This window comes from Arthrobacter sp. NPDC057009 (assembly GCF_042673905.1).
GTDB lineage: Bacteria > Actinomycetota > Actinomycetes > Actinomycetales > Micrococcaceae > Arthrobacter.
Map to the genome: position 1 here is coordinate 483,416 of NZ_JBHUSB010000001.1, position 18,809 is coordinate 502,224.

The 18,809-nt window shown below is 67.2% G+C and carries 19 protein-coding genes; 6 read left to right on the top strand and 13 right to left on the bottom strand.

What is annotated here, in order from left to right; all coding sequences use genetic code 11:
- Window positions 1-100: 100 nt before the first annotated feature.
- On the top strand, window positions 101-1,399 hold the full coding sequence (locus ACFTR6_RS02220) for a DNA recombination protein RmuC (protein WP_377956709.1): 1,299 nt from the start codon (window positions 101-103) through the stop codon (window positions 1,397-1,399).
- Between the two features lie 36 nt (window positions 1,400-1,435).
- On the opposite strand, the gene ACFTR6_RS02225 is transcribed toward ACFTR6_RS02220, so the two are convergent.
- Both ACFTR6_RS02225 and ACFTR6_RS02230 read right to left on the bottom strand, forming a co-directional pair.
- On the bottom strand, window positions 1,436-2,512 hold the full coding sequence (locus ACFTR6_RS02225) for a 4-hydroxy-3-methylbut-2-enyl diphosphate reductase (RefSeq protein ID WP_076801478.1): 1,077 nt from the start codon (window positions 2,510-2,512) through the stop codon (window positions 1,436-1,438).
- Between the two features lie 59 nt (window positions 2,513-2,571).
- The gene (locus ACFTR6_RS02230; protein ID WP_377956710.1) at window positions 2,572-3,420 is read right to left on the bottom strand and encodes a hypothetical protein; all 849 of its coding nucleotides are present in this window, start codon (window positions 3,418-3,420) and stop codon (window positions 2,572-2,574) included.
- A gap of 321 nt (window positions 3,421-3,741) precedes the next feature.
- On the opposite strand from ACFTR6_RS02230, the gene xseA reads away from it, so the two are divergent.
- Both xseA and ACFTR6_RS02240 read left to right on the top strand, forming a co-directional pair.
- A complete protein-coding gene (gene xseA / locus ACFTR6_RS02235) occupies window positions 3,742-5,025 on the top strand; it encodes an exodeoxyribonuclease VII large subunit (protein ID WP_377956711.1) in 1,284 nt (427 codons plus the stop codon).
- Between the two features lie 62 nt (window positions 5,026-5,087).
- The gene (locus ACFTR6_RS02240) at window positions 5,088-5,345 is read left to right on the top strand and encodes an exodeoxyribonuclease VII small subunit (RefSeq protein WP_236782991.1); all 258 of its coding nucleotides are present in this window, start codon (window positions 5,088-5,090) and stop codon (window positions 5,343-5,345) included.
- A gap of 79 nt (window positions 5,346-5,424) precedes the next feature.
- Here ACFTR6_RS02240 and ACFTR6_RS02245 read toward each other — a convergent pair whose 3' ends face one another.
- From ACFTR6_RS02245 to ACFTR6_RS02285, 9 genes are all read right to left on the bottom strand, one after another.
- On the bottom strand, window positions 5,425-6,279 hold the full coding sequence (locus tag ACFTR6_RS02245) for a PPK2 family polyphosphate kinase (protein ID WP_377956712.1): 855 nt from the start codon (window positions 6,277-6,279) through the stop codon (window positions 5,425-5,427).
- 35 nt (window positions 6,280-6,314) lie between these two features.
- Window positions 6,315-7,535: a pyridoxal phosphate-dependent aminotransferase gene (locus tag ACFTR6_RS02250; RefSeq protein ID WP_076801468.1), complete on the bottom strand. Its 1,221-nt coding sequence runs from the start codon at window positions 7,533-7,535 to the stop codon at window positions 6,315-6,317.
- Between the two features lie 154 nt (window positions 7,536-7,689).
- Entirely contained in the window at window positions 7,690-8,649 is a 960-nt protein-coding gene (locus ACFTR6_RS02255) for an ABC transporter substrate-binding protein (protein ID WP_076801465.1), read from the bottom strand.
- Window positions 8,646-9,389 carry an ABC transporter permease gene (locus ACFTR6_RS02260; RefSeq protein ID WP_377956713.1) on the bottom strand — a complete coding sequence of 248 codons (744 nt, stop codon included), beginning with the start codon at window positions 9,387-9,389 and terminating at the stop codon, window positions 8,646-8,648. The genes ACFTR6_RS02255 and ACFTR6_RS02260 overlap by 4 nt, the downstream gene beginning before the upstream one ends.
- Complete coding sequence (locus ACFTR6_RS02265) at window positions 9,386-10,099, bottom strand: ABC transporter permease (protein WP_377956714.1); 714 nt, start codon at window positions 10,097-10,099, stop codon at window positions 9,386-9,388. Before ACFTR6_RS02265 ends, ACFTR6_RS02260 begins: the two co-directional genes overlap by 4 nt.
- Complete coding sequence (locus ACFTR6_RS02270; protein ID WP_377956715.1) at window positions 10,099-11,187, bottom strand: ABC transporter ATP-binding protein; 1,089 nt, start codon at window positions 11,185-11,187, stop codon at window positions 10,099-10,101. Before ACFTR6_RS02270 ends, ACFTR6_RS02265 begins: the two co-directional genes overlap by 1 nt.
- 192 nt (window positions 11,188-11,379) lie before the next feature.
- A complete protein-coding gene (gene rsgA, locus ACFTR6_RS02275; RefSeq protein WP_377956716.1) occupies window positions 11,380-12,441 on the bottom strand; it encodes a ribosome small subunit-dependent GTPase A in 1,062 nt (353 codons plus the stop codon).
- Window positions 12,442-12,789: 348 nt separating this feature from the next.
- The gene (locus ACFTR6_RS02280; protein WP_377956717.1) at window positions 12,790-13,242 is read right to left on the bottom strand and encodes an NUDIX hydrolase; all 453 of its coding nucleotides are present in this window, start codon (window positions 13,240-13,242) and stop codon (window positions 12,790-12,792) included.
- A 92-nt stretch (window positions 13,243-13,334) separates the two neighbouring features.
- On the bottom strand, window positions 13,335-14,348 hold the full coding sequence (locus tag ACFTR6_RS02285) for an N-acetylglucosamine kinase (protein WP_377956718.1): 1,014 nt from the start codon (window positions 14,346-14,348) through the stop codon (window positions 13,335-13,337).
- Between the two features lie 36 nt (window positions 14,349-14,384).
- Between ACFTR6_RS02285 and ACFTR6_RS02290 the strand changes: the two genes are divergently transcribed.
- Window positions 14,385-15,413, top strand: a complete 1,029-nt coding sequence (locus ACFTR6_RS02290; RefSeq protein ID WP_377956719.1) for an NAD(P)H-dependent flavin oxidoreductase — start codon at window positions 14,385-14,387, stop codon at window positions 15,411-15,413.
- Window positions 15,414-15,510: 97 nt separating this feature from the next.
- On the opposite strand, the gene ACFTR6_RS02295 is transcribed toward ACFTR6_RS02290, so the two are convergent.
- The gene (locus ACFTR6_RS02295) at window positions 15,511-15,717 is read right to left on the bottom strand and encodes a hypothetical protein (protein ID WP_377956720.1); all 207 of its coding nucleotides are present in this window, start codon (window positions 15,715-15,717) and stop codon (window positions 15,511-15,513) included.
- Between the two features lie 85 nt (window positions 15,718-15,802).
- Here ACFTR6_RS02295 and ACFTR6_RS02300 point away from each other — a divergent pair, with 85 nt between their 5' ends.
- Window positions 15,803-16,363 carry a hypothetical protein gene (locus ACFTR6_RS02300; RefSeq protein WP_377956721.1) on the top strand — a complete coding sequence of 187 codons (561 nt, stop codon included), beginning with the start codon at window positions 15,803-15,805 and terminating at the stop codon, window positions 16,361-16,363.
- Window positions 16,364-16,373: 10 nt separating this feature from the next.
- On the opposite strand, the gene ACFTR6_RS02305 is transcribed toward ACFTR6_RS02300, so the two are convergent.
- Window positions 16,374-17,360 (bottom strand): LysR substrate-binding domain-containing protein, encoded by a 987-nt coding sequence (locus tag ACFTR6_RS02305; RefSeq protein WP_377956722.1) that lies wholly within the window; start codon window positions 17,358-17,360, stop codon window positions 16,374-16,376.
- An 89-nt stretch (window positions 17,361-17,449) separates the two neighbouring features.
- Between ACFTR6_RS02305 and ACFTR6_RS02310 the strand changes: the two genes are divergently transcribed.
- Window positions 17,450-18,781 (top strand): MFS transporter, encoded by a 1,332-nt coding sequence (locus tag ACFTR6_RS02310; protein ID WP_377956723.1) that lies wholly within the window; start codon window positions 17,450-17,452, stop codon window positions 18,779-18,781.
- Window positions 18,782-18,809 lie beyond the last annotated feature (28 nt).

Here is an 18,809-nt window from a genome sequence, read left to right on the forward strand (position 1 = left end):
GCAGCCTGCGTCCGTGTCGCTTGCCCTGCCCCGCTTCCCCTGCCTCGCGGCGGGTGTTGCCCTTCCAATAAATGTCACAGCCCCGTGCCACAGTGAAGGCATGGAACCTTTTGCAGTAATTCTGGCCTTGTTGATGCTGTTGCTGGGCGCCGTGTCCGGCGCGGGCGCGGTGTATGTGGTGCTGCGCCGCCGCAGCAGCGCCCTGGAAGCGGATTTCGACGGCGTTTCGGCGCGGCTTTCGGAAATGAGCGCCCAGTTTGCTGCCGCGGATGCCGAGCGGAAGCTGCTGTCCGCCCAGAACCGGGACCTGGGCATGTCGCGTGAGCAGGACGCCAGCGTCCTCCGGGCTCTGGCCCCGGTGGCCGAGAAGCTGACTGCGGTGCAGCAGCAGGTATCCCTGTTGGAGCGGGACCGGCTTGAACAGTACGGCCAGCTGGCGCAGCAGCTGCAGGAAGCCCGCCTCACCGACGAGCAGCTGATGCGGTCCACCCATGCCCTTGAGTCGGCGCTCAGGTCAAACAGCGCGCGCGGCCAATGGGGTGAGGTGCAGCTGCGGCGGGTCGTGGAGGCCGCCGGCATGATGCGGCACGTCGACTTCCACGAGCAGCAGCACGGCACATCAGGGGCCGAGGCCGCCGTCCGCCCGGACCTTGTGGTCCAGCTGCCGGGCGACAAGCAGCTCGTGGTCGACGCCAAGGTACCGCTGTCCGCCTACCTCGAGGCGCAGGAGCTGGGACAGTCAACCCATGACAAGCCCGGGCTCAGCCAGACTGCGCGGCAGAACCTCCTGGCGGCACACGCCAAAGCACTGAAGACCCACGTGGACGCCCTCAGCACCAAGAAGTACTGGGACATCTCCGGGAACTCGCCGGAACTGGTGATCTGTTTTGTCCCCGCCGAGTCCATCCTCGCCGCCGCGCTGTCCGCCGACCCGGCCCTCCTGGACCACGCACTCTCCAGGAACGTGGTGCTGGCCTCCCCCGGCACGCTGCTCGCGGTGCTCAAGTCCGTGGCCTTTACGTGGCGCCAGGACGTCCTCACGGACAGCGCCCGGGAGCTCTTCGAACTTGCCCGGCAGCTGTACGAGCGGATGGGCACCCTCGGAGACAACATCGGCAAGCTGGGATCCTCGCTGAAAACCTCGGTGGACCGCTACAACGCGATGGTCGGCACGCTGGAGGCGCGGGTTCTTCCCACGGCCCGGAAACTCAATGCCCTGGACACCCCCGGCCTGGCCACCCCACCGGCTGTGCAGGTCACACCGCGTTCACTCGCCGCCCCGGAACTGCAGGAACCGGAATCCCTGGGCGCTGAACTCCGGGGCAAAGAACTTCAGGGCGCTGAATCCCGGGCCTCTGAACTGCGGGCAGCCGGAGATGAGGAAGAAGACGCCGCTTAGGGGGATCCGCCGGGCGGACGCCTGCTCGCGGTTGTTCTAGCGCGAGCGGCGTCCGCCGAGGGCGCGGGAGACGTCCCCCGCTTCCTTGAGCGTCGCGCGGAGTTCCTTGGGCAGGGAGAAGAGCAGGTCTTCCTCGGCAGTCACAATCTCTTCGACGGCGTCGTAGCCGTAATCGGCCAGGAGGCGGAGCACATCCTTGACCAGGACCTCCGGAACAGAGGCACCGGACGTTACGCCCACCGTGGCAACACCCTCGAACCAGGACTCGTCCACCTCGTTGGCAAAGTCCACACGGTATGACGCCTTGGCGCCGTATTCGAGCGCCACCTCCACCAGGCGGACGGAGTTGGAGGAGTTTGCCGAACCGACCACGATCACCAGATCGGCCTGCGGTGCGATCTTCTTGATGGCCACCTGGCGGTTGGTCGTGGCATAACAGATGTCGTCGCTGGGCGGGTCCTGGAGCGTGGGGAACCGCTCCTTGAGCAGCCGGACGGTTTCCATGGTCTCGTCCACGCTGAGCGTGGTCTGGGAAAGCCAGATGACCTTTTCCGGATCCCGAACCGTCACCTTGTCCACCTCGTGGGGACCATTGATGATCTGGATGTGGTCGGGAGCCTCGCCGGATGTTCCTTCCACCTCTTCGTGGCCGTCGTGGCCGATCAGGAGGATGTCGAAGTCATCCTTGGCGAAGCGGACGGCCTCCTTGTGCACCTTGGTCACGAGGGGGCAGGTCGCATCGATCGTGCGCAGCCCGCGGTCCTCCGCCGACTGGACCACAGCCGGGGACACGCCGTGGGCGGAAAAGATGACCAGGGCACCTTCGGGCACTTCATCCGTCTCGTCCACGAAGATGGCCCCCTGCTCCTCCAGGGAGCTGACGACGTGCACGTTGTGGACAATCTGCTTCCGGACATACACGGGCGGCCCGTAGTGCTGCAGGGCCTTTTCGACGGCGATGACCGCGCGGTCCACGCCCGCACAGTATCCGCGCGGGGCTGCCAGCAAGACCTTCTTCGGCCCGGGGACCGGTGCCGCCGCGAGCACTTCCTCCGGCGAACGCCGCCGGCGCGGGACGGTTGGCATCGAAAGGGAAACGGCTGAGGAAGTCATTGCTCCATGCTACCGGCTGGGCGGCGGGCCCCCGGGCTGGCCCTTTGTCTGCCCGCAGTTCACCGCCTGCGGGCCGGACCTCCGACCACCCTGATCAGCACGCCTGCCGCCACCAGGACGCCACCCGCGATCGCCGTCGCCAGCGTCCAGGACGCAAACCCGGCAGCCGAAGCAGCGACGAACTCCCGCTTAAAGAGGTCTGCCATTTCGTTGCCGCTGGCCGTGGCGATGACAAGGTCGGCGGCCCAGCGGGATACCAGCGCCCACAAGCCGGCAACCACCAGTGCACCCACCCCTATGCCGGCCAGGACCTTCCACCGCCGCCGGGCTGCCACGAGGGCCAAAAGGAAGGCCACTCCGGCGCCGACGGCCAGGCTGTATCCGAGCGGCGAGTAGGCGGTGACCTGTTCAACCAGTTGGCGCTGGTTCGCCTGGCCGATGTTCACCAGAGTCTGGCCCGGAGCCTCCAGCGGAACACCCACCTGGCGGGAAACCTGCTTGGCTGCGAGCGCGACAAGTGGTGCGACGTCCAGGGTCAGCGAGGTACTGGAATCCGCTTCGGGCGGAAGCGACGCCGGATCGGTGAAGTTCAGGCGGTGGCTCTTCCGCAGCGTTTCTTCCCAGGCGGCCGGGTACTCGGGCAGTCCTGTCAGTGAGGTCGCCGCCGATTCCAGCACCGGCCGGACCAGTCCGGCCACCTGCGGAGGGACGGTCCCGCCGGCATCAATGCTGTTGACGGCGGCCGTCGCCAGGCGCTTCTGGAAGTCCGGGTCCTTCCCCAGCGGTGCCGCCAGGGCAACGAAGCCATTCTCATGCACAATGTTGCGGTCCACCCAGATGGCCGGCACGGCGGCAGCGGAAAGGAGGAGACCAAGGATGACGGCCAAGGCCGCAAGAAATGAACGCAAGGGCTTCCTAGCTGGTCGGGTTTCTCGGCTGGTCGGGTGCCTGGCTGGTCGGCAGGACACTGCCATCCTAGGCGCGCCCCGGTGCTATCAAAAATGTGTGGCGATCAATACTGCCGGCGATGTGAATTGCCGGGATACCAACCAAGCTGCCGCTGCCAACAATGTCAGCGGCCGGTGGTACAGCTATGGATAGAGTTGATTAACCCACCGCCCGCTATCTATCCCGCAGTATCTGTCCCACAGCACGTATCCCACCGCGCACCATCCACAGGCAAAGGACCGCGACCATGCACCTGGCATCTGCCGCCACCGGGGCTGCACATGGCTGAAAACGCCACCGTCCCTGTACCCGGCACCGCCTCTGCGCCCCGAGCCAGCACAGTGCCGGCCACCGCCGCCGACACAAGCCCGGACAACCCGTGGCCGCTGCAGTTGCTCTCCCAGAAGCTCAAGACCCACATCGAGCGTGCGCCGGCAGCCTGGGTTGAAGGGCAGGTCATTGAACTGAACCGGCGCGGAGGCAGCGCGTTCCTCACGCTCCGGGACGTGGACGCCGAGATCTCCCTGCCGGCGTCGATCTGGTCCAAGCTGCTCGACCGGCAGGAGACGCCGCTTGAGCGCGGCAGCCGCGTGGTGGCACTGCTCAAGGCCGAGTTCTGGCTCAAGACCGGGCGCCTGAACATGTCCGTGAAGGACATCCGCCCTGTGGGGCTCGGCGATCTCCTCGCCCGGATAGAGCGGCTGCGCCACGCCCTGGCCGCGGAAGGACTGTTTGCCGAGTCACGGAAAAAGCGCCTGCCGCTCCTCCCCCACCGGATCGGGCTCATCACGGGCCGCGATTCCGACGCCAAGAAGGACGTGCTGCGCAACGCGGCCCTGCGCTGGCCGGCAGTTGAGTTCGAGATCCGCGAAGTCGCGGTGCAGGGCAACACCGCCGTATCGCAAATGGTCAAGGCATTGCGAGAACTTGATGCCCGTCCCGAGGTCGACGTGATCGTGATCGCCCGGGGCGGCGGCGCGCTCGAGGACCTGTTGCCTTTCAGCAGCGAGGAACTCATCCGCGCGGTGGCTGCCGCGGTGACTCCTGTGGTCAGCGCGATCGGACACGAGGCGGACCGGCCCATCCTGGACGACGTCGCCGACCTCCGGGCCTCCACGCCCACGGACGCTGCCAAAAGGATCGTGCCGGAAGTCTCGGAAGAACTTGCCCGGGTGCGGCAGGCCGAAGCCCAGCTCCGCCGCTCCGTCACGCTGCTGGTGGCCCGTGAAACGGACCGCCTGGCGGCGATCCGGTCCCGTCCGGTCCTCGCGGCTCCGGAGAGCATGATCACGGCGCGCGCGGAAGACGTGGAACGGCTGGCCCGGCGCTCCACCGCGGCCATCGGTGCTGCGGTGACCAGGGCTTCCGACCAGTTGGTCCACCTCCAGGCACAGGTCCGGGCATTGTCACCGCAACAAACCCTCGACCGCGGTTATGCCGTCGTACAGCTGCCCGGGTCCGCCGGGGCAGTCGTCCGCCAGCCGTCCCAGGCCCCGGCGGGCACCGCGCTCTCCGTGCGGGTGGCCGGCGGGCGGTTTGGGGCGGAATCCACCGGGACGCCGTAATAAGCGCCTGCAGTACGCCGGCACCAATTTGACCCCTTTACGAACATGACAGGCCAGGAAGAATGACAGACGCGAACAGCACAGATCACCCGGACAGCGCACCTCAGCCCGGCCCCGCGCTCCCTCCGGACATCGATGCCCTCAGCTACGAGGAAGCACGGGAACAGCTGGTGGCCGTGGTCTCCAAGCTGGAGGCCGGCGGGACCAGCCTCGAGGACTCCCTGGCCTTGTGGGAGCGGGGCGAGGCTTTGGCGCGGCGCTGCGAGGAATGGCTGGAAGGCGCCAGGAAGCGGCTTGCGGCAGCCCGCAAAGACGGCTGAGCGCCAGGCGAACTTAGCCAGGGACTAAGCCCGGCTCGACCGTTCGACCTCAGGACGGCGGGCCCAGGGCCGCCCGGTCTCAGGACCGCTCGACGAGGCGGCGCTCGGCTTCCACATCGAACTCGGCCTTGGGCCATTCCAGTTCAAGCTCACCGAGACCCTCCAGCAGCAGCTGCTGGACGGCGATGCGGGCATACCACTTCTTGCTGGCGGGCACGACGTACCAGGGTGCGTGGTCGGTGTTGGTTTCGTCGAATACCGCCTGGTACGCCTCCATGTAGTCGTCCCAGAAAGCCCGCTGCTTCAGGTCCCCGGTGTTGTACTTCCAGTGCTTCGCGGGATTGTCCAGCCGGGCCAGCAGCCGTTCCTTCTGCTCCTCGTTGCTGATGTGCAGCATCACCTTAATGATCTTCGTGCCCACGGCAGCCTGCCTGGCCTCAAACTCGTTGATCGACCGGTAGCGGCGCTCCAGTTCCTTCGGGTCTGCCCAGCGGTGAACCCTGTGGATCAGGACATCCTCGTAGTGGGACCGGTCAAAAACCCCCAGCATGCCGGCGGCCGGGACCTCCTTTTCGATGCGCCACAGAAAGTCGTAGGCCTTTTCTTCAGGCGTGGGGGCCTTGAAGGACTTGAACTGCACGCCCTGCGGGTCCATCGCACCCAGGACGTGCTTCACGATTCCGCCTTTGCCGGCCGTGTCCATTCCCTGCAGGATCAGCAGGACACGCTTGGTGCCGCCGAACTTGGACTCGGCAAACAGCTTCTCCTGAAGATCCGCGAGTTTGTCATCGAGCTCCTCAAGGAGCGTTTCGCCGTCGGCCTTGTTTCCGGGGTAACCGGGAGTGGCATTCGGGTCCACATCCGCCAGCTTGAATCCCTTGCCGACTTTCAGGGATTCGGAGGGGAACTTCGTGAATTCCGCAACGCTGACCATGGGGACCTCTTTCCACTGTTGTCTGTGGGTAAAGGCTAATTCCCCTGATACCTGCTGAGGAAGTCTCCCATCCGGCCAATTGCTTCCTCGATGTCCTTGACGTTCGGCAGGGTGACCATCCGGAAGTGGTCTGGCCGTACCCAGTTGAACGCACGGCCGTGGGAAACGAGGATCTTCTGTTCCTTGAGCAGGTCCAGCACGAACTTTTCGTCGTCCCGGATGCTGTAGACCTCAGGGTCCAGCTTGGGAAACAGGTAAAGGGCTCCCCGCGCCTGCTGGGTGCTGACGCCGGGGATGGCGTTGAGCATGTCGTACGCCTTGTTCCGCTGCTCCAGCAGGCGCCCGCCGGGCAGGATGAGGTCGTTGATGCTTTGGTATCCGCCCAGGGCAGTCTGGATGGCGTGCTGGGCCGGGACGTTGGCGCAGAGCCGCATGTTGGCCAGCAGGTTGATGCCTTCAAGGTAGTCCGCGGCTTCCTTCTTGGGCCCGGAGATGGCCATCCACCCCGCCCGGTAACCGCAGACGCGGTAGGCCTTGGACAGCCCGCTGAAGGTCAGGCACAGCACGTCGTCGCCGGTGAGCCCCGCCAGGTTCACATGAACGGCGTCGTCATAAAGGATCTTCTCGTAGATCTCGTCGGCGAAGATCACCAGGCCGTGCTTTTCCGCCAGGGCCACGATCTTCCGCAGTGTGTCTTCCGGGTACACGGCGCCGGTGGGGTTGTTCGGGTTGATGACCACGATCCCCTTGGTGCGGGGCGTGATCTTGGCTTCGAGGTCTTCCAGGTCAGGCTGCCAGCCGGACTCCTCGTCGCAGAGGTAGTGGGTGGGACGGCCGCCGGCCAGCGCCACCGACGCGGTCCACAGCGGATAGTCCGGGGTGGGGATCAGGATCTCGTCGCCCTCTTCGAGCAGGGCCATCAGCGACATGGTGATGAGCTCGCTGACGCCGTTGCCCAGGTAGATGTCGTCCACGTGGATGCTCTGGATGCCGCGGGTCTGGTAGTACTGCGAGACGGCGGTGCGGGCCGAGAAGATGCCGCGGGAATCGCTGTAGCCCTGGGCGTTGGGCAGGTGACGGATCATGTCCACCAGGATCGCGTCCGGCGCTTCAAAACCGAAGGGTGCGGGGTTGCCGATGTTCAGTTTGAGGATCCGGTGGCCCTCTGCCTCCATCTGCTGGGCGGCCTGAAGAATCGGTCCACGGATGTCGTACAGGACATTATGAAGCTTGGTGGACTGCTTGAATTCTGCCATCCATCAAATATGCCACAAGCGGGATGTACTTCGGGGAGACGTGCCTCACACGCGGTTGACGATTGAGGTCGCCCACCTCCAAGTAGCTCGCAGTTGTTGCCGTTTTGGGGGTTCAAAACGGCAACAACTGCGAGTGAGTCGGGTTCGCCCGGGGCTACTTGACGATGCCCTTGTCCTTCAGCCACGCCGTGGCCGCGTCCTTGGCGTTCTGCTTCTGGCTTCCGCTGACCGCACGGTTGAGGTTGATCAGGTCCTCCGTGGTGAGGGTCCTGGACACGTTGTTGAGCGCTTCCTTGGCCTTGTCGGTCACCTTGGCGTCGTTGTAGAGCGGCAGGACCTGCTGGGCCTTGAAGTTGTTCTTCGGGTCCTCCAGCACCACGAGGTCGTTGTCCGCGATGGACGGCGTCGTGGTGTAGATGTCGGCCACCTGAACCTCGTCGCTCAGGAGCGCCTGCAGGGTCAGGTTGCCGCCGCCGTCGCTGAAGGGTTTCAGCCCCTTGAGTTCGCAGCCGTAGTTCTTCTTGAGCCCCGGGAACCCGTAGGGACGGGTTTCAAAGGTGGCCGGTGCCCCCAAGGTCAGGTCCTTGCAGACCTTGGCAAGGTCCTCGATGGACTTGAGTTGGTGCTTTTCGGCGGTGGCCTTGGTGACCACCATGGCGTCCTTGTTCTCCGCTTTGGACGGCTCCAGCACGGCGAGTCCCTGCGGCAGCTTGCCCGGAAGCGCCTTGTAGATGTCTTCCGGCGTGACCTCGGCAGCCTCCGCATCCACGTGCGAGAGAAGGTTGCCGGAATAGTCCGGAACCACGTCCACCGATCCGTCCTGCACGGCCTTGAAGTAGATTTCGCGGGAGCCGATGTTTGGCTTGGTAGTGGCAGTGACGCCGGCCGCGTTCAGGGCGCCGGCGTAGATCTCGGCGATAATCTGGCTTTCCGGGAAGTCGGCAGAGCCGACGATCAGGGAACCGCCCGCTGCCGCGGTTCCCGCGCTGGTGGTCGGTCCCGACAGGGGGTCCCCGCCCCCGCCGCACGCGGAAAGCGCCAGGGCGACGCCGACACCGGCGGCGAGGCCGCCCAGGCCACGGCGGGTAAGAGTCGTGCGGACGGGATACTTCATGCGGTGCCTCCTTGAACAGCGGCCGCCGCGGGCGCGGCAGCCGAGAGATCGGTGGCGGCCCTGCGGCCACCTTTGGAACGTGTGGAAAGTCCGGGTGAAACGACCAGCCGCTGCACGGCCGCCAGAACAAGGTCGACGACGATCGCCAGCGCCGCGATAAGCAGCGAACCCGCCAGCATCCGGGGGAAATCCTGGAGCACCAGCCCGTCGAACAGGTAGCGTCCCAGGCCGCCCAGGGGAAGGTAGGCCACCACCGACACGGTGGCGATCACCTGCAGCACCGCGGTGCGCACGCCCCCGAACATCACCAGCAGCCCGTTCGGTACTTCCACGCCGAACAGGACCTGCAGCTCTTTCATGCCCATGGCGCGGGCGGCGTCCACCACGTTGCGGTCCACGCTGGAAATGCCGGCGTACGTGCCGGCCAGCAGCGGCGGCACCGTCAGGATGACCAGCGCCCACACCGGCGGCATCAGGCCGCTCCCGGCGATCAGGGCGAACAGCACCAGCAGTCCGAGGGTGGGCAGTGCGCGAAGCGCGCCGGCTACGGCCACCGCCACCACGCGCCCCCTGCCCGTATGCCCGATGTAGAGGCCCACGGGGACCGCAATGGCGGCGGCGATGATCAGGACCAGTCCGCTGTACTGCAGGTGTTCGAGCAGCCGGGCGAGAATCCCGCCCGGTCCGGACCAGTGAGCGGGATCGGCGAGCCACGCGAAGGTTTGGGTGAAGAGGTTCACGAGCCGGCCCCCGCGTGCACTTTGGCATCGGCAATGAATTCGGCGCCGGTCTTTGCCTGCGCGTCGGTCCGTACGGCCCCGGCCCGGGTCCACGGCGTGAGGACCCGTTCCAGGACCACGAGCAGCGCGTCCATCACCAGGGCCAGCAGCAGGATGGCAACAATCCCCACCACCACTTCGGTGACGAAGTTCCGCTGCAGCCCGTCCGTGAACAGCATTCCCAGGTTTCCGACACCCAGCAGGGCAGCCACGCTCACGAGCGAAATGTTGCTCACCGACACCACACGCAGGCCGGCGAACATCACGGGCAGGGACAGGGGCAGGTCGATCTGCAGGAACCGTGCGGCCGGTTTGTATCCCATGGCGACGGCTGCCTGCCGGAGGTCATCGTCCACGGAGTCGAAGGCATCCATGGCCGCCCGCACGAGCAGTGCCACTGCGTAGATGGTCAGCGCGACAATGACGTTCAGCGGGTCCAGGATCCGGGTTCCCAGCAGCGGCGGCAGGATGATGAACAGCGCCAGCGAGGGAATGGTGTAGAGCAGGGAACTCACCGTGGTCACGAAATGCCGGAGTGCGCTGTGCCGCCGCGACAACTGGGCCAGCGGAACGGAGATCAGCAGGCCCAGGACCATCGGGACCAGGGCCAGGACCAGGTGCTGGCCGGCCCGTTCGAAGACCATGGAGCTGTTGGCCAGGAACCATTCCATCAGAATGCGCCCTGCCGCGTCCGGCGCGCGGACTCGATGACGGAGAGTACCTCCGCCCCCCTGACGACGCCGGCAACCTTGCCGTCGCCGTCGACCGCTACCCCGAGCCCCGAGGGCGAGGACAGTGCTGCGTCCAGGGCGCGCCGGAGGGTGTCGCCCGGCCGGAACAGGGAGCCGCCGGGCACGAGCTGGGCGTCCGGGCCGGGGCCTTCCCAGCCCAGCGGGCGCCGCTGTTCGTCCACCACGAGGCGCCAGCCGTCCGCACTGGGACTGGCCTCCCCGCCGAGGGTGACGGTTTCCACGGGATGGACCGCCACGCCGTCGGCCGTGGTGAAGGCGAGGTGCCGGAACCCGCGGTCCCGGCCCACGAAGGAAGCCACAAAGTCGTTGGCCGGCGCCCGGAGGATCTCCTCCGGCGTGGTGTACTGCGCCAGCTTGCCGCCGACAGCGAAGACCGCCACCTTGTCCCCCAGCACTGTGGCCTCGTCGATGTCGTGGGTGACAAAGACGATGGTTTTGGCGAGGTCGCGCTGCAGGCGCAGGAGTTCCTGCTGCAGTTCGTCGCGGACCACGGGATCTACGGCGCTGAAGGGCTCGTCCATCAGCAGGACCGGCGGATCGGCTGCGAGCGCCCGGGCAACGCCGACGCGCTGCTGCTGGCCGCCCGAAAGCTGCGACGGGTAGCGCTTGCCCAGCGACGGAGCCAGCCCCACGACGTCGAGCAGTTCTTCCGCGCGCCTGCGGGCATCAGCCTTCGAAACGCCGTTTAGCCGGGGCACGGTGGCGATGTTGTCCACCACGGACCGGTGCGGCATCAGGCCGGACGACTGCATGACGTAACCCATGGAGCGCCTGAGCTCGGCTGCCGGTACCGACGTAACATCACGTCCGCCCACGGTGATGGTCCCGGAGGTGGGCTCCACCATCCGGTTGATCATGCGCAGGGAAGTCGTCTTGCCGCAGCCTGATGGTCCGACGAACACCGTGATGGAGCCGCGGTCAATGGTCATGCTCAGTTGGTCCACCGCCGGTTGGCCACTCTGGTACTGCTTGGTGACGCTCTGGAACTCAATCATGGCTTCGGCCATACCCGGCTTACCTAACTGTTGGCGGCAACATCGGACGGTAAAGCGAATTGATCATATGCACGCTGTTTTTTGGCTGTAAAGCAACGTCTTGACACAGCGTAACCAGTGCCCGCAGCAAACGTCCGCAGGCGCACGCACCGTAATCATTCGGAGACAAACGCCTTCGGCAGGGAGGAGTTTTAGACGTCCGGCTCAGGAACGCCGGTAGCGTTCGGCTGCCCGCTGGCTCCGTCCGGCCACCACCACCTTCTGGTGCCATTCCCGCTGGTATGCCCGGCGTGCGGCCGCGTCGTGGCGCCGCTCCAGGGCGGCGAGCTCGCGCTGCAGCTTGAGGTAGCTGGCCCAGCGCCTTTCCTCCAGGGAGCCGTCGTCGAGCGCCGCACGGACCGCGCACCCGGGTTCCCTGTCGTGGGCGCAGTCGGAGAAGCGGCACTGTTCGAAGAGCATCTGCAGGTCCCCGAACATCTCCTCCATCCCGTCCTCGGCGTCGAACAGCCCGAACCCACGGACGCCCGGAGTGTCCATCAGCACGGCACCATTGGGCAGCGGCACCAGTTCCCGCGAAGTGGTGGTGTGCCGCCCCCTGCCGTCGGCGGCTCGCACGTCGCCTGTCGACTGGACGTGGTGCCCCACGAGTGCATTGATGAGGGTGGACTTCCCGGCGCCGGAGGGTCCGAGCAGGGCCATCGTCCGCCCCGGCTGCACCCGGGAGAGCAGTTCGTCGATGCCGTCCCCCTGCTCGGCCGAGGTGGTCACGACGTCCACGCCCGCTGCCTGCAGGATGACCTTCCCGACGACGTCATCGGCGAGGTCCGCCAGGTCCGCCTTCGTAATGATCACCAGCGGCGTGGCACCGGAATCCCAGACGGCCACGAGCGTCCGTTCCAGCCTGTTGTGGCTCAGCGGGCGGTCCACGGGAACAACCACACCCACCATGTCGATGTTGGCCGCGAGGACCTGCGCCTCGGTGGACGGGTCGAAGGCACGCTTGCGGCTCAGTTCGGACGTGCGCGGAAGCACCCCGACGACGGCCGGTTCCGCCGCGCGGTTGCGGCCGAGCCAGACCCAGTCGCCGGTGGCAGGCACCGTACCGGCCGGGTACGGCAGGTGCACCAGTCCGTCGGCGGTGGCCGCGACAATCCGGTTGCGGTCCACCCGGACGACGCGGGCGGCAGCCTCGCCGCCGTCGGCCGGATGGGCAGCGAAGTGCCGGGCCGCAGCCTCCCTGAAACCGTATGGGACGGGGCCGGGCATTGGGTCAGGTTGTGTTGAAGGGTTTTGGTTTTGAAGCTGGCTGGCACAAGTGCCGGAAGAAGTTTTCACTGTGAACCTCGGGTTGGCCCCGAAGCGCCGGCCGGCAACAGCTTTTGCGCTTTGTGCTGGCTAGGAGGCGGGCGCGGGGGCAGGAGTAATGAAGGTGATTTCGACAGGGCGCAGAGCGCACACAAATTCTGCAGTCATCAGGTCCACCTCCCGCGCGAAGTACATGCCAGACAGGTCATGCCAGACTGGCCGCCGCCGGACAGAATGCCCGCGGACTCCCCCAGAATAGCCACCCCGGCGCCCGCTGGCTAGGGAGCCGGGGCTATTGAGTCCGGAAATTCAGTCCAGCTTGCCGTTGACCGGCCGTTCCCGAAAAAGCCGCAGCGCGGCGTCGACCAGGGACACCCTGTTGAGCGAGTCGACGTCGTTCAGCGGTATCCACGCGGCATGCGTGGTGGTTCCGTTGGTTTCGTGGGTGAGTTCCCCGCCGGTCACCCTCGCCTCGTACACCAGGCGGAGTGCCTGGAAGTCGCGGTCCGCCCCCGCCAGCCGCGAGCCCGCAGGCCAGTGCCCGACGTCGATCCCCAGCATCGCGCCGACCTCGGCGTGGTAGCCGGTCTCCTCAAAGACCTCACGGATGCAGCCGTCCACGGGATGTTCGGCCAGGTCGAGACCGCCGCCGGGCAGCGTCCAGCCTTCCTTGCCGTCCTGCTTCCAATAGGCCAGGAGGATGGCGCCGTCGCGGATGATCACCGCGTAGGCTGCGGGCCGGGTGTCGAAGAGAACGGTCATGGCTCCAGCGTAGCCCGGCGCCATCCGGGTGCTGGTGCCCGCCCGAAAGTGGGATTGTGACGAGTCTGGAGCCCGGCGTTAAGCCCCGGAAGTCAGGCCCGGTCTTGGGCCTGCTCCCGGACCAGCTGCGGGACGCCGAAAACGGGGTCCCGCTCCAGGATCCGCACATCGCTAACTCCTGCAGCGGCCAGGTGCTTCCGGAACGACTCCTGGAGCCGGGCAACGTTCATGCCCAGGCCGCTGCCCAGAATGACCGGCCCGTCCAGCCCCAGCTGCCGGAGAACCTGCGCGGCCATGTCCGCCAGGTCCTTGCCAGCCTGGTCGATCAGCTCGCGGCTGACCCCGTGACCGGCGTCGGCGGCCTCCACCACCAGCCGTGCCTGCTGCGCCCAGAAGCGGCGCCCGGTATCCGGGGAGTGGAACAGCGCGATCAGCTTGTTGGGGTCGTCGGTGTGGCAGGAATTTAGCAGCGCGCGGGTCAGCTCATCCGGCTCCTGTCCCTGGTTCATGCGCCGCAGGCTGTGCCGCACTGCTTCCCGGCCCAGCCAGTAGCCGCTGCCTTCATCGCCGAGAAGGTAGCCCCAGCCGCCGGCCCGCGCCTCGCCGCCCCGGCCGTTCGTGCCCCAGGCCGCCGAACCGGTGCCCGCAATGACGGCGACGCCGGTGCTGGCGCCGCCGGCAGCGAGCAGGAGCCGGGAGTCGTGAACCACGGTGATCCTGGCGCCGTGGACGTGCGGCTCGATGAGGGCCGCCAGGGCGGCGGCGTCCGCCTCCGTGTCGATCCCGCCGGCGCCGGCGTAGACCTGCGACACCGGTCCCTGGCCAATCCTGGCGAATAGCTCAGCCAGATGCGCGGCGGCTTCCTCACGGCTGACGTTCTGGACGTTGGCGCTTCCCACGCTCTCGTCAGCCACCGGTTCCCCGCGTTCGAAGCGGACGCCCCGCGTCTTGGTGCCGCCGATGTCGAGGCCAATGACGGCGTCGGCGGGGCCACCGGCGCCGGCCGGACCGGAACCGGACGGGGCAGCAGAGGGCGCGGCCGGGGTGGACGCACCGGCATTGGACGCGGCAGGGGCCGCACCGGATAGGTTGTCAGAGTTAGTCACCAGAACAGATTACTGATTAGCCCCAAGGAGCCGGCCATGCCCCTCGCCGAGATTGATACCCGCATCATTGCAGCACCCATGGCGGGCGGGACGTCGACGCCGGGCTTCGTCACGGCAGTCCACCGCGCCGGAGGACTGGGCTTCCTCGCAGCCGGCTACAAGAGCGCGGGCGCGGTGAGTGCTGAGATCCGCTCCTGCCGCGACGCCGGCATCCGGTTCGGCGTCAACGTCTTTGTGCCCGACCCCGCGCAGCTGAACCCGTCCCCCGACGCCGTGGCCAGGCTGGAGAAGTACCGGAGCAGCCTCGGCCAGGACGCGGCCCGCTACGACGTGACGCTGCCGCCGCTGGTGCTCGACGACGACGATGCCTGGCAGGCGAAGATCGACGTCCTGCTGCAGGATCCCGTTGAACTGGTCAGCTTCGCGTTCGGCCTGCCCGATTCCCCTGTTGTCCAGGCGCTCCGGAAGGCCGGATCGGCCGTCCTGGCCACGGTCACCAGCCGTGCCGAGGCCGAGCTGGCAGCCGAGCGCGGGGTCGACGGCCTCGTCGTCCAGCACAGCAGTGCCGGCGCCCACTCGGGTGCCTTCCTGCCCGCCGCGAAACAGGGCGGCATGCCGGCGTCGACTGCCGACCTGATCCGGGAGGTAAGGGCCGCCGTCGACCTGCCGCTAATCGCGGCAGGCGCCGTCTCCGATGCCGCCACCGTCAGGGCGGTCATCGATGCCGGTGCGGTTGCCGCCCAGGTGGGAACGGCGCTGCTGCGGACTGACGAAAGCGGCGCCCGGCAACTGCACAAGGAGGCCCTGGGCGATGAGCGCTTCACGGACACCGTGCCCACCCGCGCCTTCACCGGCCGCTACGCGCGGGCCCTCGTCAACGAGTTCGTCCGCGACCACGGGGACGCCCCGGAGGGCTACCCCGCCATCCACCATCTGACCGCCCCTATTCGCGCGGCCGCGGCCGCAGCCGGAGACCGGGAGCGGCTCAACCTCTGGGCCGGCAAGGGCTGGCGCTCGGCCCGGACGGGGCCTGTGACTGATGCGATCGGTGCGCTCTTGGGTTAGGCCAGCGGAACAGCTGCCGCCGCCGGGCGGGAGCCCGTCAATCGACGTCAAACTGAGATCAACTATCCCCAAAAACCTTGATCCGAATTCAGTACGCTCACGGTACAGACGCACTTATGCGCCAATCACAGGGGGATAAAGAAAAAATGTGTTCCAACCGCTTCCGACCATTTGCTGCCACCGTGGCCGGCCTTGCCATCAGCCTTTCCTTCTCGGCCTGCGGAATCCAGCCCTCGGCAAGCACTGAAAGCCCGTCTCCCAGCGCAGCTTCCAGCCCGGCGTCGGAACCGGCGTTCTCAGCCACGGCCCCTCCCCCGTCCGGCACGGCTACTCCTGCTGCCGAAACGCCGGCGTCCCCAGTCAAGAGTGACCCGGCCACGCCTTCTGCCGTGCCGCCGGTATCCGCTGTTCCACCGGAGCCCACGCAGGCCCCGCTGAAGTCCTTCACCTTCCCCGACGGGCACATCTCCTTTTCCTACCCGGCCGGCTGGTCCATCAGAACCCAGCGGGGGCCGGGCAGCGACGGGCCCCCGTGGCAGCCCTTGGAGGCGATCGTCTCCGACGCCACCGGCGACGACCTGGCCAGCATTTCAAGCGGTGCCAACGGAATCGGCTGCACAGCGGGCCCCGTGACACGCACGGTCCTTGACCGGGCGCCCGTCTCCGGACTGCGCGAAACCGACGGCACCACGCCGCACTTCGCCTTCGACGTGGAAAGCACCGGTGGAACGGACTACTACGGCTTGGAAGTCAGCAATCCCCGGTTCCTGCAGGAGGGTGAGGGCGTCGCATCGGGCTGTTCGTTGCTGATTATGGGAAACGGCGGGGCGCAGACCCGGACCATCTTCGGCGAACCGGCATTCCCGGACCGGGCGGCAGCCAAGGCCTGGATGGGAACGGAACAGTATGCCCAACTGAAGGCACTGATGTTGAGCCTGACCTACTCTTAGGCTCAACCTGTTAGCTGCCGGCGCGGGCCCGGACCAGTCCCGCCAGCAGCCCCGGCCCTTCCTGCACGACCAGTTCCCGGAAGAGGCGCACGGCGTCCGGTTCGCTGTCCCGTGCGCTGCGGCGCTCCCGCCAGGCCACGCCGATCTCGCGGTACGCCAGATCCGATTCCAGCGCGACTTCGACCCAACCCAGGTCGCCGGTGTCTGCCGTGACGTCCCGGCCCGGGCTGCTGCCGGTCTCCGGCGGGAGGATGCTGACGCCCAGACCGGCGGAAACCAGGCCGCGGGCGGTGTGCGAGTCCTGGCTTTCGAAGGCTATCCGCGGCCGAAAGCCGGCCTCGCGGAACAGCGCATCCGTCAGCGAGCGCAGCCCGTAGCCGGAGCCGAGCGCAACAAACGGGTCTCTCCGGATGTCGGCCACAGCCACTGACTCCCGGCCCGCCAGGGGGTGCCGGTGGTGCACCACCAGCCGGAGCGGTTCCCGGTACAGTGCGGCGGAGCCGATAGTCCTGCTGGCGGATGCCACAGGTGCCGTCAGGGCGAGATCGGCTACACCGGAGGAGAGTTCCGCCAGGCAGCTGTCGCGGGAGCCCTGGCTGAGCTCGAACTGCGTCTGCGGATAGCGGCTCCGGAATGCGCTGATGAGCAGCGGCAGCGTCGCCTCGCCAAAGGTGTGCTGAAAGGTGACGGCGATCCGCCCGCGCACCACCTCGGATTCGTGCCGGACAAGGTCGAGGCCGGCGCGGAACTCGGCGAGCGCGGACTCCACATAGGGGAGCAGCGTCGTGGCAGCAGGGGTGAGCCGGACTCCCCTGCCGTCCCGCACCAGCAGATCGGTCCCCACCACGGCGCTGGCCCGTGCCAGCGCGCGGCTGACCGTCGACTGCGGAACCCCCAGCAGCTCGGCGGTTTCGGTGATGTGCTGTGTCCGCCCCAGCTCGGCCAGCAGCGGCAGGATGGGCAACAGCTGGACCAGCTGCCGGTGCTCGATGTCCATGGTTTCCTCCGTCAATCAATCCGTTTGAGCATGAATATCTCTAGAATCATGCATTGGATACTAAATCAGCATAGATCTACGCTGAAGGCATGCCAACGCCCCAGCAGCACGTCCGCGGACGCCAGCCGAGCCAATGCGGATCGCCCGCTGGAACGGGCACCGGTGTTGAAACCGGCGCCGGTGCCGGGTGGAACGGGCACCCGAAGGGCTCACAGGCTTACGGCAGGATTCTGGCCGGCCTGGCGTTCGCCGGAGTGGCCACCTTCGCGCAGCTCTACTCCACGCAGGCCGTGCTTCCGGTCATGGCCGCCGAGCTTCAGGTGACTGCTGCGGAGGCCGCGCTGACCATCTCGCTGGCCACCGTTGGCCTCGCCGTCACCGTCATCCCCTGGTCCTTCCTGGCAGACCGGATCGGCAGGGTGAAGGCCATGACCTGGGGAATCTGCCTGGCCACGGCGCTGGGGCTGCTGGTGCCCCTGGCCACATCCTTCCCCGTCTTGCTGGGCCTCCGGATGCTGGAGGGCATGGCCCTGGGCGGAATCCCTGCCATCGCCATCGCCTACCTCAACGAGGAGATCGACAGGGCGCACGCCGCCGTGGCCGCCGGCAGCTACGTCGCCGGCACCACGCTGGGCGGGCTGGCCGGCAGGCTGGTCGCCGGACCGGCTGGCGAGTTGTGGGGATGGCGCGCCGCGGCACTGTCCGTCTCCGTCCTGGCCACCGTGGCGGCCGTGCTGTTTCTGGTCCTCATCCCGAAGGCCCGCGGCTTCAGCCCATCCCGGGGCATTGGCTTCCGCGGCGCGGCCAGGACCCTCTCCGGCCATCTGGCCAACCCGAGGCTGCTGGCACTCTACGTGCAGGCCTTCCTGCTGATGGGCGGCTTTGTGGCCGTCTACAACTACCTGGGGTTCCGGCTCTCCGGCGAACCGTTCAGCCTGCCAGCCACGCTCATCAGCCTCATCTTCCTGGCCTACCTGTCGGGCACCGTAACGTCACGCTGGGCGGGAGCCCTGACGCAGCGCTTCGGCCGGCGCACCGTGCTGCTGGCGGGCATCGCCGTGATGGCGGCAGGCCTGGCCCTCACCCTCACCCAGATACTGGTGCTGATACTTGTCGGCCTCATCATCTTCACCGGTGGCTTCTTCGCGGCCCACAGCATCGGCGCAGGCTGGACAGGCGCCATCGCCCAATCAGGCCGGGCACAGGCGGCATCGCTGTACAACCTGGCGTACTACCTGGGTTCCAGCATTCTGGGCTGGGCGGGAGGACTGCTGTTCCAGTCCCTGGGCTGGCCGGCGCTGGCGGCCGCCGTCATCATCCTGGGATGTACGACGGCGGTGATCACCGCCGTCGTACATCCCTCCGCCTCGCCCCCGCGGCGGCAGCGCCAGCAGGAACAGGCAGGCCTGCAGCCTCCCTGAATAATTCACCGCCGGACCGGCTGGAAAT